The 14,349-nt window shown below is 71.6% G+C and carries 15 protein-coding genes; 3 read left to right on the top strand and 12 right to left on the bottom strand.

Annotation, left to right across the window (positions count from 1 at the left end):
* The first annotated feature begins 15 nt into the window (after positions 1-15).
* Together ASG45_RS02065 and ASG45_RS16545 are read left to right on the top strand one after the other, a co-directional pair.
* Positions 16-1,500: a helix-turn-helix transcriptional regulator gene (locus ASG45_RS02065; RefSeq protein ID WP_055832514.1), complete on the top strand. Its 1,485-nt coding sequence runs from the start codon at positions 16-18 to the stop codon at positions 1,498-1,500.
* Complete coding sequence (locus ASG45_RS16545) at positions 1,493-2,965, top strand: helix-turn-helix transcriptional regulator (RefSeq protein WP_055832512.1); 1,473 nt, start codon at positions 1,493-1,495, stop codon at positions 2,963-2,965. The genes ASG45_RS02065 and ASG45_RS16545 overlap by 8 nt, the downstream gene beginning before the upstream one ends.
* 60 nt (positions 2,966-3,025) lie before the next feature.
* Here ASG45_RS16545 and rpsN read toward each other — a convergent pair whose 3' ends face one another.
* From rpsN to ASG45_RS02005, 11 genes are all read right to left on the bottom strand, one after another.
* Positions 3,026-3,331: a 30S ribosomal protein S14 gene (gene rpsN / locus ASG45_RS02055; RefSeq protein ID WP_055832510.1), complete on the bottom strand. Its 306-nt coding sequence runs from the start codon at positions 3,329-3,331 to the stop codon at positions 3,026-3,028.
* 4 nt (positions 3,332-3,335) lie between these two features.
* Positions 3,336-3,506: a 50S ribosomal protein L33 gene (gene rpmG / locus ASG45_RS02050; protein WP_013584775.1), complete on the bottom strand. Its 171-nt coding sequence runs from the start codon at positions 3,504-3,506 to the stop codon at positions 3,336-3,338.
* Positions 3,506-3,742, bottom strand: a complete 237-nt coding sequence (gene rpmB / locus ASG45_RS02045) for a 50S ribosomal protein L28 (RefSeq protein WP_055832508.1) — start codon at positions 3,740-3,742, stop codon at positions 3,506-3,508. The genes rpmG and rpmB overlap by 1 nt, the downstream gene beginning before the upstream one ends.
* Before the next feature lie 191 nt (positions 3,743-3,933).
* Positions 3,934-4,608, bottom strand: a complete 675-nt coding sequence (locus tag ASG45_RS02040) for a DNA-3-methyladenine glycosylase (RefSeq protein WP_055832505.1) — start codon at positions 4,606-4,608, stop codon at positions 3,934-3,936.
* Positions 4,605-6,029, bottom strand: coding sequence for a hypothetical protein (locus ASG45_RS02035; protein ID WP_055832503.1), 1,425 nt, complete (start codon positions 6,027-6,029; stop codon positions 4,605-4,607). Before ASG45_RS02035 ends, ASG45_RS02040 begins: the two co-directional genes overlap by 4 nt.
* A complete protein-coding gene (locus ASG45_RS02030; RefSeq protein ID WP_055832500.1) occupies positions 6,019-6,876 on the bottom strand; it encodes a TIGR03943 family putative permease subunit in 858 nt (285 codons plus the stop codon). The genes ASG45_RS02035 and ASG45_RS02030 overlap by 11 nt, the downstream gene beginning before the upstream one ends.
* Positions 6,869-7,897 carry a permease gene (locus tag ASG45_RS02025; RefSeq protein WP_055832498.1) on the bottom strand — a complete coding sequence of 343 codons (1,029 nt, stop codon included), beginning with the start codon at positions 7,895-7,897 and terminating at the stop codon, positions 6,869-6,871. The genes ASG45_RS02030 and ASG45_RS02025 overlap by 8 nt, the downstream gene beginning before the upstream one ends.
* Positions 7,884-8,297, bottom strand: coding sequence for a Fur family transcriptional regulator (locus ASG45_RS02020; RefSeq protein ID WP_055832496.1), 414 nt, complete (start codon positions 8,295-8,297; stop codon positions 7,884-7,886). Before ASG45_RS02020 ends, ASG45_RS02025 begins: the two co-directional genes overlap by 14 nt.
* Positions 8,298-8,340: 43 nt before the next feature.
* Positions 8,341-9,201, bottom strand: a complete 861-nt coding sequence (locus tag ASG45_RS02015; RefSeq protein WP_055832494.1) for a metal ABC transporter permease — start codon at positions 9,199-9,201, stop codon at positions 8,341-8,343.
* Positions 9,198-10,010 (bottom strand): metal ABC transporter ATP-binding protein, encoded by an 813-nt coding sequence (locus tag ASG45_RS02010; RefSeq protein WP_055832492.1) that lies wholly within the window; start codon positions 10,008-10,010, stop codon positions 9,198-9,200. The genes ASG45_RS02015 and ASG45_RS02010 overlap by 4 nt, the downstream gene beginning before the upstream one ends.
* Complete coding sequence (locus ASG45_RS02005) at positions 10,007-11,017, bottom strand: metal ABC transporter solute-binding protein, Zn/Mn family (RefSeq protein ID WP_191916058.1); 1,011 nt, start codon at positions 11,015-11,017, stop codon at positions 10,007-10,009. The genes ASG45_RS02010 and ASG45_RS02005 overlap by 4 nt, the downstream gene beginning before the upstream one ends.
* Before the next feature lie 168 nt (positions 11,018-11,185).
* Between ASG45_RS02005 and ASG45_RS02000 the strand changes: the two genes are divergently transcribed.
* Positions 11,186-12,700, top strand: coding sequence for a CoA-acylating methylmalonate-semialdehyde dehydrogenase (locus ASG45_RS02000; RefSeq protein WP_055832490.1), 1,515 nt, complete (start codon positions 11,186-11,188; stop codon positions 12,698-12,700).
* Between the two features lie 85 nt (positions 12,701-12,785).
* Here ASG45_RS02000 and ASG45_RS01995 read toward each other — a convergent pair whose 3' ends face one another.
* Positions 12,786-14,297: a PucR family transcriptional regulator gene (locus ASG45_RS01995; RefSeq protein ID WP_055832488.1), complete on the bottom strand. Its 1,512-nt coding sequence runs from the start codon at positions 14,295-14,297 to the stop codon at positions 12,786-12,788.
* Positions 14,298-14,349 lie beyond the last annotated feature (52 nt).

The raw sequence follows: 14,349 nt of genomic DNA, 5'->3' as shown, positions 1-14,349 counted from the left end.
GAATGTGGAGGGTCCATGCCCCGTAGCCGCACCTCGATCGATGCGCGAGCCGCCCAGCACGCGGCCGTCGTCTCCACCGTCATTCGCCTCGCCCCCGGGCACGGACCCCCGCACCAGCGGCATCTGTCGCTCCTCACCGCCGCCGCCGCTCCGCCCGTCCCGCCGACGTGGACCGACCCCGCCGCCCGAGCGGTGATCGCCCTCTTCGCCGCGCGCGCACGCCGCGACAACCTCACCGACGGTGCGGCCTTGGTCCGCCGCTACTTCGAGGGGGTGAGACTCACCCGCCCCGCCGAGTTGGCCGACGGCACACGCTCCCAGCTCCACGCGAGCGTCGGCGAGTACTGCAACGCCGTCGGGTGGCCGCAGATGGGCGCCCGTTTCGGGGCCGAAGCCCTGCTCTTCGCCGACACCGAGGCGCTGCGCTACCGTGCGCTCACCGTCGTCGCGCTCGGCCAGGCGCTCAACGGCGAGTACGAATCAGCCCGGGTGTCTCTCGCGAACGCGCGAGAGGTGTTCGCCGCGCAGGGCTGGGCACGGGCGGACACCGCGTACGTCGAGTTTCTGGCGGAGACGCTCATCGCCTCCGCCCATCTCCAGGTCGACCGCCTGCATGCCGTGTCGGCCGCGATGGCAGCCGCTCAGCCCGACGACCCGTACTGGGCTCATTCGGCACGATCCGTCGAAGCGATGGCCCGGATGCTGCGCGGCGACATGGACGGTGGCCTGGCGGCGATCCAGACCCTGCTGTCAGAGGAGGGCGCACGGCACAGCCACACGATGACGCGGCATTTCCTCGTCTGCATGCGCTCCGACATGCTCGTCGCACAGGGTCGTTCCACCGAGGCCTTGGCGACGCTCGCGCCGTACGAGAACCCGGACGGACACGGCATCTGCTTCTCGATGCAGCGCGCGGCGAGCCTGCTCCACCTGGGCCGCGAGCGGGAGCTCCTCGCCGAGACCGACGCCTGCGTGGCGACCGGGGCCGACCATTGCCTTCGCACGCTCACCCCGCTTCTGCTGCGCAGGGCGCTGGCGCATCGGCGACTCGGCGAGCGGGACCGCGCAACCGCCAGCACCGAGGCGGCGATGGTTCTGCTGCTGCGCACGGGCACCTCGGGGACCCCCTTCGTCATGCTTCCCCACGGCGAGACCCGCGATCTCATCGCCGCCGTCATGCTCGAGCGTCCGGAGTTCCGCGACGCGATGCCGTGCGTGTTCGACGCCCTGGCGGTCGTCACCGCACCCGACCTCCCCGCACCCCGCTTCGGCCTGCTCGCCGGGCTGACCCCGACGGAGCGCACCCTGACGCACCGATTGACCACATCGCTCAGCATCGCGGGCATCGCCGAGGAACGCGGGGTCTCGGTGAACACGGTGAAGAGTCAGGTGCGATCGGTCTACGCCAAGTTGGGGGTACGCGGCCGGTACGAAGCCGTCGAGGCGCTGACGCGCTCGGCGAACGCGCAACCCGCCTGCGGTCGGACCGCCGATGGCTGATCCCGGCGAGGCGATCAGGCGGGCACACCCCCTGAACGTCGAGCCGCACGACACGCTTCGAGCGGCCGCGCTCCTCACCGCGAGTCGACTGCTTCCCGGCTCCGGTGTGCCCGAACCCCGCCACCTCGCCCTGCTCGCCGAGACGGAGGCCTTCGACCCCCCGCGACGATGGACCGACGACAGTGCACGGATCCTCTCCGCCCTCCTCGTCGCTCGCGCACGCCGCGACGCCCTGGGCGACGGCATCGCGCTGATCGCGCGCTACTTCGACGGCACGCATCTGAACCGCCCCGCCGGACTGTCGCCGGGCGCCCGGTCGGAGCTGCTCTCCAGCGTGGGCGAGTACCTCTGCGCGGTCGGGTCCCCCCAGTCGGGTGTCCGCTTCGGGGAAGAAGCACAGCTCTTCGCCGACACCGACGCGCTGCGCTATCGCGCTCTCTCGGTGAGCAGCTTCGGCCTCGCCCTGAACGGAGAGAACGAGCGGGCGGCGCCCACGGTGCGCGCGGCCGCCGACCTCTTCGTCGAGGCCGGATGGGACCCCCGCGAGGGCTCCTTCCTGATCCTGCTCGCCGACTGCCTGGTCTCAGCGGCACGCATGGACCACGACAGGCTGTCCGCGATCAGCGGGGAGCTCGCCGCCCTCGCCCCCGACGACCCCTACCTCGACTACGCCTCGCTTGCCACCGAGGTCATGTGCCGCCTCACCCGGCGGGAGTTCGCCGACGGCATCGCGGCGAGCTGGCAGTTGCTGCACGGCAGCCGGCGGCACAGCAGCCAACGGGTGGTCCGCCATCTGCTGATGTGCATCCGCTCCGACCTGTTCCTGGCGCACGATCAGCCCGCCGACGGGCTCGCGGTGGTGGCCACGGCGCTCAGCCCCGAGGGGCACGGCACGTGCTTCGCGACGCAGCGCGCCATCGCGCTGCTGCTGCTGGGCCGCGAGCGCGAGGCGCTCCTCGAGACCGACGCGTGCGCCGCCTCGGAAGACGACCACTGCCTGCGCACCCTCCCGCGGTTGATGCTGCTGCGTGCGATCGCCTTCCGGCGCATCGGTCAGGAGCGACGCGCCCGCCAGAGCATGGCATCCGCGCTGATGCTGATCTCGCGCACCGGGAGCTCGCGGACGCCCTTCATCATGATCCCCGCCGCCGAATGCGCCGATCTCGTCGAAGCCGCGGCCGAGGATCATCCCGAACTCGCGGGCACGGCGGCATCGATCCGTGACGCCCTGCTCCAGCTCGCCGCGCGCCCCCACGCCGCGCCGCCCGCCCGCGACGTACCCGGGCTCACCCCCACGGAGCACGCCCTGGCCGCGCTGCTGGCCACCGGCTCGAGCCTCGCCCAGATCGCCCGCGAGCGAGGCGTCTCGGTGAACACGGTCAAGAGCCAGGTGCGATCCATCTACGTCAAGCTCGGCGTCAGCACCCGGGCCCAGGCGGTCGCGCACCTGAGCGCGGACGCCTGAGAACGCCGAAGGGCGGGGATCCCTTTCGGAACCCCCGCCCTCGGCGTGTGTGTCTGGTGCTTACCAGCTCGACTTGGTCACACCGGGCAGCTCGCCACGGTGGGCCATGTCACGGAAGCGGACGCGCGAGACGCCGAACTTGGTGAGGACGCCACGGGGGCGGCCGTCGATGACGTCGCGGCTGCGCACGCGGGCGGGCGAGGCGTTGCGGGGGAGCTTCTGCAGCCCCACGCGGGCGGCCTCGCGGGCCTCGTCGGTGGCGGTCGGGTCGACCAGGGTCTTCTTCAGCTCGGCGCGCTTCGTCGCCCAGCGCTCGACGACGACCTTGCGCTGCTCGTTGCGCGCGATCTTGCTCTTCTTGGCCATGTGCTTAGCGCTCCTCTCGGAAGTCGACGTGCTTGCGGACCACGGGGTCGTACTTCTTGAGCACGATGCGGTCGGGGTTGTTGCGGCGGTTCTTGCGCGTCACGTAGGTGTACCCCGTGCCGGCGGTCGAACGCAGCTTGATGATGGGACGTACGTCCTGAGCCTTCTTCGCCATTACAGCTTCACGCCCTTCGCCTGCAGGTCACGAACGACGGACTCGATGCCGCGTGCGTCGATGACCTTGATACCCTTCGCCGAAACGTTGAGCTTGATGTTGCGACCCAGCGACGGAACGAAGTAGGTCTTCTTCTGCACGTTCGGGTCGAAGCGGCGCTTCGTCCGGCGGTGCGAGTGCGAGATGTTGTGACCGAAGCCGGGAACCGCTCCAGTCACCTGGCACACTGCTGCCATGGTGATGTCTCCTTCTGTACCGTGACACCGGACGGTGCCACCCAAGATCCCTTGTCTGCACCCCGCTCGAGCGCAACACGAGGCCGCGGTCGAAAGTCGGGGAGCGAACTGCGTGCTGGAGTGCGCGCAGACAAGGAGTCAGTCTAGCACGGCCCGGATCCGGACCCCCGAACCGGTCGACGGGACCGGCCTCAGCCCCCCGCCGCCTCGGCCGCGCCCCGCCCCCACCGGAACGCCGACACCGTGGCATCCCCCTCGATCCAGAACCGCCACGGGAACGCCGCGGTTCCCGCGACCCCCGCCACCCCCACGCGCGGCCCCGTCGCGACGTCGCGCACCGGCGTCTCGGCCAGCAGCAGCCGCGCCCGCGCGCCCGCCTTCTCGACCCCGGTGATCGCGTCGATGCCGTCGTGCACGGGATGCCGCAGCCCGACCGCATCGCCGAGTCGCCCGGGTCCGCGCGCGAGGTCGCGGGCGGAGCGCACCGCCCCGCGTCGTTCGAGTCGGCGCCGTTCCGCCACGTCGGCCCCCTCGACGACCTCGCCGCCGCGCAGCAGCACACCGCCGGCCACCCCGTCGGGTGCGCAGACGACGTTGACGCACGAATGGATGCCATGACTCAGGTACACGTAGAGGTGCCCCGGCTCGCCCCACATCGTGGCGTTGCGCGCGGTCGGTCCCATGCGGGCGTGCGAGCCCGGGTCGGGCTGCTCGCCGGTTCCGCGGCCGTGGTACGCCTCGACCTCCGTGACGCGCAGCACGACGCGCTCCCCGCCGACGACGGTCTCGAGCCGCGCGCCGAGCAGACGCGGCGCGACCTCGACCGGCAGGGCCGAGAGGTCGTCCCGCGTCGCGGCGCGGCTCACTGCGGGGGCACCTGGCACCACGACAGGTCGAAGCCCTGCAGCGCGACCAGCTCCTGGCCCGTGTCGACCTCGACGAGGTGCGTCTGCAGCTTCTCGGGCAGCGGCAGTTGGTAGCGGTCGAACGGGTTGTCGACGGCACGGGGCGCCACGAGCACGGCCGCGTACCGACCGCTCGGCGAGACGCAGGTCTGCAGCACCGTGTCGGAGCCCGGCACCTCGAGCAGCGATCGCACGGCACCGTCGGTGTCGACGTGCGCCACGGTCGTCGAGCGCGACACCCCGTCGGCGCTGATGTCGGCGAACGAGCGGATGGTCCCCGCCCCGGCGCCCGGCACGGGGGTCGCCCGCCCCGCCAAGCCCGGGGGGTCGACCGGTTGCACGAGCGGCTGCTCGGATCCATCGGTCAGGTTGATCTCGCGGATGCCCTCGACCCGCTCGACGATCGCCACCGACGACCCGCGGGCGATGCCGTCGATCGACACCGCGCTGCCCAGCGGAGCGGCGTTGCCGCCCTGCGCGTCGGTGAGCAGCAGGCGCGAATCGAAGGTGAGCACGAGCATGCTGTCGGTGTCGGGCACGAACCGCCAATCGGCGATGCGCACGTCGCCGCCGTTCAGGCCCACCTCGGTGGGGGCGGCGTCATCGGCCGCCGATGCCGTGAACAGGCGGCTCTCGCGTCCGCCGGCGGCGCCCAGATCGGCATCCGAGAAGGTGAAACCGATGCGCTCCCCGCGATCGGCCGACTGCAGGTTCGACACGAAGCCGGGTCCGGGCAGGGCGATGTCGCGCGGATTGCCCCCGTCGGAGTCGGTCACGATGACGCGGGCCGTGTCGCCGTCGCGCACCGAGATGACCAGGTGGTTCGCCGTCGCGCGGAAGTCCTCGATGTGCGCGTTGACGAAGACCGGCAGCCCCGCCTCGCCCTGCAGGTCGGTGCGGAAGATCGTGTCGCCCTCGGGCGTGCCGCGCTGCATGAGATAGGCCTGCAGCGGCGGTGTGCGGAACGTCTCGGTGAGGGTCGACGCCGGCCCCGCGCCGAGGCCGCTGACGCCGTTGACGGTGATGCGGTAGTCGGTGTCGTCGCGCAGCGGCAGCGTGAAGCGCACCCCGACGCTCCGTCCGGCGGTGTCGACCGTGAACGGCGTCGCCGGCTCGACCTGCACCTGCGAGGGGTCGACGGTCTCGAGGGACTGCGTCGTGGTGAGGATGACCCGGGATCCGGATGCCGCGACGGCGGCGATCGGGTCGACCTGCACGTCGGTGACACGCGGGCCCTGCGCCACGGCGACGACGCCGCCCACGCCGCCCACCAGCGCCAGCGCCCCCAGCACGGCGGCGAACGCGACGAGGAAGCCGCGCCCGCGCCGGCGGCGGGCGCGAGTACGACGGGAGTCGCCGCCGCGGCGCGAATCAGTACTCATACGGGTCCGTCGGCTCGTCGATCGAGGCGACCTGCTCGGCGTGCACCTCGAGCTTGCCGTCGCCGCTGGAGCGCACCGTTCCCGTGACCGTGACCCACTGCCCGGTCGAGGGCGCATCGCCGGTCGCAGCGATGGGCAGGCGCGCGGTCTGCGCGTCGATGACGCAGTGCGTGATGACCAGGCGCGTGAGATCGAAGCTCGCGCCGTCGCCGCCGGGGGTGATGAACCCGGTGAGGGTGACCGGCTTGCCGTCGAAGGTCTCGGGGTTGGTCGCGTGGGCGAAGACCGCCGACCAATCGCCGACGCCGAACGTCGAGGTGTCGCCGGAGGCCGCCAGGGTGATCACGTCGGATCCGGCGAACAGCGGCGGAGCCCCCACGTCGCGCGACACGGCGAGCTCGGTCGAGAGCGAGGCGGCCGGAGTCAGCAGCACCGCGATGACCGCGCCCGAGGCGAGCACGCCCCCGGCGAAGGCCGCGACGCCCCCGGGGGTGAGCCGCGGACGCGCGGCGAGATGGTCGTGCGCGGCCCGGTCGTGGGCGTCGGTCGGATCGGAGTGCTCGTGGTCGGCGTGCGCGAAGGCCTCGCGGCGAGCCGAGGCCGCCGCGGGTGCGTGCCCGTGCTCGTGATCGTGCCCGTGGTCGGCTTCCGCGCCGAGGGGCAGGGCGAACGAGGCGACCGCCCCGATCAGCGCGACGACCGACATCCCGACCGCGAACCACGCCGAATCGGGGTTGATGTACAGCGACATGCGGCCCGTGACCCACAGGGTGATCGTGGTGATCGACAGGCAGGCCGTCAGGCCCACCCCGAGCCAGCGCGTGGCGAGGGCACTCGTTCTAGACAAGGAGGTTCACCACCGTTCCGAGGGCGAAGGCGAACAGCACGACCACCACGGTCATCCCCACCAGCACACGGGTGCTGAACGTGGTGCGCAGCAGCGCCATCATCTTGAGGTCGATGATCGGGCCGACCACGAGGAAGGCCACGAGCGATCCGGGCGTGAACGTCGAGGCGAACGACAGGGCGAAGAACGCGTCGACGTTCGAGCAGAGCGAGACCACGATGGCCAGCAGCATCATCGCGGCGATCGACAGGGCCGGGTCGGACCCGATCGCCAGCAGCGCGCTGCGCGGAATGAGCACCTGCACCGCGCCCGCGATCAGAGACCCGATGATCAGCGCCGGCATGACCGACCGCAGCTCGACGACGAGCTGGGCGAGCGTCCGGCGCCCGCGGCCGCCGCGCTCCTGCACGACGATCTCGCAGGTTTCGAGGAACCGCTCGGTGAGCAGCTTGTCGGGATCGGGATGCCGGCTGTACAGCCAGCCGAGCAGGTTGGCGACCAGGAACCCGCCGATCAGGCGCGCCACCAGGATGCCGTCGCTGAAGCCGAAGGCCGCGTGCGTGCTGATGATGACGATGGGGTTCACGATGGGCGCGGCGACGAGGAAGGTCAGGGTGTCGGAGACCCCGAAGCCGCGCATGAGGAGCCCGCGGGCGAACGGCACGTTGCCGCACTCGCAGACCGGGATGAACATGCCCAGCAGCGACAGCACGGCTCGGCGCGCCCAGGGCGCGCGCGGCATCCATCGCTCGATCGCCCCCGGCGGCACCCACACCTGCACGATGATCGACAGCACGACGCCGAGGATCACGAACGGCAGCGACTCGATGAGCACGCTGAGGGCGAGGGTCAGCCCGTCCTGCGCGCGGGTGGGGAGCGGCTGCGAGAAGAACGTGGGCGCGAACGCGTCGACGAGGAACAGCGCCGAGACCACGACGACACCGAGTCCGAGCGCGACCAGCGTCCGCGACGCGCCGGTGCGCGCGGGCGTGGACGCGGCGGTGCGACTAGTCGTCGCCACGCTCGCGAGCCCGCGCCTGGGCGCAGGCGGTGCAGATGCCGAAGATGTCGACCACGTGCTCGGCCTCGGTGAAGCCGTGCTGCGCGGCGGTGCGCTGCGCCCACTCCTCGACGTCGGTGGCGGCGATCTCGACCGTCACGCCGCACGAGCGGCAGATCAGGTGGTGATGGTGACCGCGGGTCTCGCAGGCGCGGAAGAGGTTCTCGCCCTCGGGGCTCTGCAGGGAGTCGGCGTCGCCCTTGGCGGCGAGGCCCGCGAGCGTGCGGTACACCGTGGCCAGGCCGATGCCGGTGTTCTCGTCGCGCAGTGTGGCGTGCAGCGCCTGCGCGCTGACGAAGCCGCCCGCGCCGGACAGGGCTTCGCGCACGCGTTCGCGCTGCCACGTATTGCGCTGGACCATGGCGGCGAGTCTATCGAGGGGATCGGTGAATCGGCTGGGCGCGTTACAAGGCGCGGGTGGTGCGATCGCGCCGGGCGCCGATGACGCGGCAGACCAGGTAGATCAGGAACGAGATCGTCGTGATGTACGGGCTGACGGGCAGCGTGCCCGCGACCGCGAGCAGCACGCCACCCACCGCCGAGACGAAGCCGAACAGCGCGGCCAGCACGGGCACCGACAGCGGACCCGACGCCACCCGCATCGCCGCCGCCGCCGGCGTCACCAGCAGTGCCATCACGAGCAGCGCACCGATGATGTGCACCGCGACCGCGACGATCAGGCCCAGCAGCAGCATGAACGCCAGCGACACCGCCGTGGTGGGCACGCCCCGCGCGGCGGCGGACTGCGGGTCGAGCGAATCGAAGCGCAGGGGGCGCCAGATGAACAGCAGCGCGAGCAGCACGAACAGCCCGATGACCACCAGCCAGCCGAGCTGCGCGCTCTGCACCGACACGATCTGGCCGGTGAGCAGGCTGAACCGCGTGGAACTGCGGCCGTTGTACAGCGACAGGCACAGGATGCCGACACCCAGACCGAACGGCATGAGCACGCCGATGATCGAGTTGCGGTCGCGGGCGCGGGCGCCGAGCAGGCCGATCAGCGCCGCCGCGATGAGCGAGCCGACGATCGAGCCGGTCACCACGTCGACGCCGATGAGCAGCGCCACCGCGGCGCCCGCGAACGACAGTTCGCTGATGCCGTGCACGGCGAAGGCCATGTCGCGCTGCATCACGAACACGCCGATGAGCCCGCCCACGAGGCCGAGGACGGCCCCGGCGTAGACGGAGTTCTGCACCAGCTCGAGGATGGCGCCGTACTGGCTCACCCCGCCGAAGAGGGCGGTGCCGACGTCGGACCAGTTCATGCGTCGTCCTCGTCGTGGTGGTGGTGGGCCTCGTCGGCATCGGGGGCTCCGACGACGATGAGCTGATCGCCGGCGCGCACCACGTACACCGGAGCCCCGTAGAGGGCGGTGAGGGTCTCGGTCGTGAGCACCTCGTCGGGGGTGCCCAGGGTGAAGCGTCCGTGGGCGATGTAGAGGATGCGGTCGACGCGCGAGAGCACGGGGTTGATGTCGTGGGTGACCAGCAGCACGGCGGCGTCGCGCTCGCGGCGGTGCCGGTCGATGAGACGCACGACCGCCTGCTGATTCGCGAGGTCGAGGCTGGTCAGCGGCTCGTCGCACAGCAGCAGTGCGGGATCGTCGGCGAGGGCCTGGCCCACGCGCAGCCGCTGCTGCTCACCGCCCGAGAGCAGTCCCACCGGACGATCGCCGAACTCGGAGGCCCCGACGGCCTCGAGCAGCCCGTCGATGCGCGCGCGGTCCTTCTTGCGCGACAGCGGCAGGCCCAGGCGGTGGCCGTCGACGCCGAGGCCGATGATGTCGCGACCGCGCAGTGGCGTCTCCCGCGGCAGCGGGCGCTGCTGGGGGATGTACCCGATGCGGCGGTTGCCGGCGCGACGCACCGGCGCTCCGAGCGCCTCGACGGTCCCGGCGCTCAGGCGCTCGAGGCCGAGGATGGCGCGCAGCAGCGTGGTCTTGCCCGAACCGCTGGGTCCGAGCACCGCGACGAGCTCGCCGGGCTCGACCTCGAGGTCGAGCCCGGACCACAGCTCGCGGCCGCCCCGCTCGAGGGCGGCTCCGCGGATGCGCAGCGGTGCGGCGGCGTTCACGCCGCCAGGGCGTCGGACAGGGCCGTGATGTTGCTCTGCATCCACGAGAGGTAAGTCTGTCCCTCGGGGAGCGTTTCGGTGAACTCGACCACCGGGATGTTCTTGGCCTTGGCCTCGTCCTCGACCTGCGTGACCTCGGCGCCGCCGGTCTGCGGGTTCACGATCATGACCGAGATCTGCCCCGAATCCAGCAGCTGCAGCGACTCCAGCAGGGTCGCGGGCGGCACGTCCTGGCCCTCTTCGACCGACTCGCTGAACTCGTTCGGGGTGGCGTTGGTCAGGCCCGCGGCGGTCGTCAGGTACAGCGGGACCGGCTCGGTCACGAAGATCTTCGCTCCGGCATCCGTCGCCTCGATCTGGCCGAGGGAATCCTCGAGACCGGCGATCTCCTTCGTGAACGCCTCGGCGTTGGCGGTGAAGGCGGCGGCGTGGTCGGGCGCCAGCTGGCCGAGCTCGGTGGCGATGGCCGCGGTGAGGTCTTCGACCGTGTGCGGGTCGTACCAGACGTGTTCGTTGAAGCCCTCGATGTGATCGTGTCCGTCGTCGTCGGCGTGGTCGTGGTCGTCGGCGCTCTCGCTCGGCGCCGGGCTCGCCTCGTCGGCGTGGGCCTCGTCGTGCGACGCCGCCCCCGGGTAGTCGTGGTTGTACTCGACGGCCGTGATGACCGGGGCGGTCGAGCCGCTGGCCTGCACGAGGCCCTCCATGAAGGCGTCGTAGCCCGCACCGTTCTCGATGACGAGACCGGCGTTCTTCAGCGTCAGCTGGTCTTGCGCGCTCGCCTCGTACTCGTGCGGGTCCTGGGTGGGCGAGGTGATGATCGAGGTCACGTCGACGAAGTCGCCGCCGATCGCCTCGGCGATCGAGCCGTACACGTCGGTGGATGCCACGACGCTGACCTTTCCGGCCGAATCGGCGGAGGAGGCCGCGGGGGAACCGCCGGCGCAACCGGCGAGCGCGAGAACGGAGACGGCCCCGAGGGCGACGGGGGCGAGGATGCGACGGGTCATACCGACACCGTATCGCTCGTGATAATCGTTCTCAAACTCAGTCCGCGTCGCATACGACTCTCTCAGGGATCGACCCGCAGACATCCCGTGCCGATCTGTCCCGCAGTCGGCGACGAGCTCGCCGCTTTGTCAGCGGCGCGAGACGCGTGCGCGGCCTTTACTGGGGGCATGACCGACACCGATCTCCCCGTCATCACGCACTGGATCGACGGCGCCGCCGCCGCATCCGCCGGCGGACGCACCGCCCCCGTCTACAACCCGGCCACCGGCGCGGTGCGGGCCCACGTCGCCCTCGCCGACGAGGCCGACGTCGCCGCCGCCGTCGCCTCGGCCGGACGCGGATTCGTCGCGTGGAGCGCGTTCTCGATCGCCAAGCGTCAGAGCGTGCTGTTCGCCTTCCGCGAGCTGCTCAACGCCCGCAAGGGCGAGCTGGCCGAGATCATCACCGCCGAGCACGGCAAGGTGCACTCCGATGCCATGGGCGAGATCCTCCGCGGCCAGGAGGTCGTGGAACTGGCCACCGGCTTCCCCCACCTGCTCAAGGGGGCGTACTCCGAGAACGCCTCGAACGGCATCGACGTGTACTCGCTGAAGCAGCCGCTCGGGGTGGTGGGCATCATCAGCCCCTTCAACTTCCCGGCGATGGTGCCGATGTGGTTCTTCCCGATCGCCCTCGCCGCCGGGAACGCCGTGATCGTCAAGCCCAGCGAGAAGGACCCCTCGGCATCCCTCTGGCTCGCACAGCTGTGGAGAGAGGCGGGCCTGCCCGAGGGCGCCTTCACCGTGCTGCAGGGCGACAAGGTCGCCGTCGACGGACTGCTGAACGCGCCCGAGGTGCAGTCCATCTCGTTCGTGGGGTCGACCCCCATCGCGCAGTACATCTACGAGACCGCCTCGCGCAACGGCAAGCGCGTGCAGGCCCTGGGCGGCGCGAAGAACCACATGCTCGTGCTTCCCGACGCCGACCTCGATCTCGTGGCCGACCAGGCCGTGAACGCCGGGTTCGGGGCGGCCGGAGAACGCTGCATGGCCATCTCGGTCGTGCTGGCCGTCGAGCCCGTCGCCGACGCGCTGATCGCCAAGGTCACCGAGCGCATCGCGAAGCTCCGCATCGGAAACGGCGCCGCCGCCGACGAGCCCGACATGGGCCCCCTCATCAGTGAGGCCCACCGCGACAAGGTGTCGTCGTACGTCGACATCGCCGAGGCGGACGGGGCGAGGGTCGTCGTCGACGGCCGCGGCTACGTGGTCGACGGCCACGAGGACGGCTTCTTCTTCGGTCCGACGCTGCTCGACGCGGTTCCCACCAGCTCACGCGCCTACACCGAGGAGATCTTCGGCCCCGTGCTGTCGGTCGTGCGCGTGCAGACCTACGACGAGGGGCTCGCGCTCATCAACAGCGGCGAGTTCGGCAACGGCACGGCCATCTTCACCAACGACGGGGGAGCGGCCCGTCGCTTCCAGAGCGAGGTGCAGGTGGGCATGATCGGCATCAACGTGCCCATCCCCGTGCCCGTGGCCTACCACTCGTTCGGCGGCTGGAAGAAGTCGCTCTTCGGCGACGCCAAGGCCTACGGCGTGCACGGATTCGACTTCTTCACGCGCGAGAAGGCCGTCACCAGCCGCTGGCTCGACCCCGCCACCCACGGCGGCATCGACCTGGGCTTCCCGCAGAACACCTGACGCCGCCGGCCTCTCCCCCCGAGGTGCCGATTTTCGTCGCTTCACACTCGGTGGGGGCGACGAGATCCGGCACCTCACGCGGGTCTCACTCGGGGTCGGCGAACTCCAGAGCGGCCCACAGCTCGGCCCGCGCCGCGAACGACGACAGGTCGAGCTGGAGGAGCTGCTCAAGGTGGGCCATGCGCGCGCGCAGCGTATGACGGTGGATGCCAAGACCTCGCGCCGCGGGATCCCAGGCGCCATTGGCCTCCAGCCACGCCCGCGCCGACGCCCGCAGCCGCTCGCGCTCCTCGACCGGCAGCGCCTCCAGCGGTTGCAGCACGGTGCGCGCGAGCACGGAGCCCCCTCGCTCGCGGAGCGCCTCGACCAGCCCCCGACCGGCGAGCTCCGCGTACGCCCGCAGGTGTCCGGGGGCGGCGTCGCGCGCGGCTTGTTCCGCGTGGCGCAGGGTCGACGCGAGCGCGTCGCCCGCGCCGTGTCGCGCGGTGCCGACCGCGAGGCCGCGCCGCTCGGCCAGCGCCGCGAGCGCGTCGCCCGCCCCCTCGGCGAGCAGCACGATCACGTCGTCGCCGCGCTCGGCCGAGAACAGTCGCTGCGGGTCGCTCGAGACCAGATCGAGCTCGTCGAGCAGCCCGGGGACCGCGGCCGCGCCGCGGACCACCCCGACCAGGTGGGGAGCCGCGGGAAGGCCCCCGAGCGACGAGACGGCGACGCGGCGCGCCGTGTCTTCCTGCCCCGCGACGAGCATGTCGACCACGCCCGCGCGCACCCCCCTCATCGAGGTCTGCAGGTTCCGCTGCTGCTCGAGCGCGATGCTCGCCAGGGCCACGACCGTGGCCACCAGGTCGCGACCGGCCGGATCGAGCGGCTCCGGACCGCCGACGGCGAGCACCCCGCGCAGGCGGGAGCTCTGCCCGATCGTCTGCAGCAGCGCGCCGTTCGCCGACGGGATGACGAGGCTCGCCGCCGTGCGCCGTTCGAGCAATCGCCGCACTTCGCGCCCGACCTCACCCTCGACATCGTCGGGGGCCGATCGCAGCCCGGGCAGCGCCAGACGCCCGCCGACCGCGTCGTACAGGTCGACCCACGCACCGAGCAGGCGCGACAGCGTGTGCAGGATCTCGCGCAGACCGTCGTCGCGCACCGCCGCCCGTGCCACGGCCCGCTGCGCGTCGAGCAGCCACGAGAAGCGGGCCGCGCGCTCGGCGGCGAGGATGTCGGCGACGAAGCGGATGATGCCGATGAAGGGCGCCCGCCCGGCGATCTCCACGATCGGAAGCCCTGCCGCCTCTCCGGCACGCACGACGGCATCGGGCACCCGCGCGTGGATGATGTCGGTCGCGAAACCGACTCCCACGACCCCGTGCTCCCGCAGACGGCGACAGTACGCGGCCACCGTCTCGGCATCCGGATCGTCCGAGAACTGGGCGCCGTTGGTCAGCAGCAGGTTCCCCGACTCGAGCCACGGGGTGGGGTCGAGCAGGTCGGAGCTGTGCACCCACGACAAAGGCAGATCGAGCGCGTCGTCGTCGAGCCCCGTCAGGGAGCGCACGGGGAACGAGCCGTCGTCGAGGAGGACGCGAAGGGTGGCGGGCATGGGGGGCCAAACTGTCGATCGTTCCCCGACATTACCGACAAAACGGCGCTGC

Source organism: Microbacterium sp. Leaf436 (genome assembly GCF_001424715.1).
GTDB lineage: Bacteria > Actinomycetota > Actinomycetes > Actinomycetales > Microbacteriaceae > Microbacterium.
Note: the sequence above shows the minus strand (reverse complement) of the source record. Positions and strands in the feature narration are given on the sequence as shown.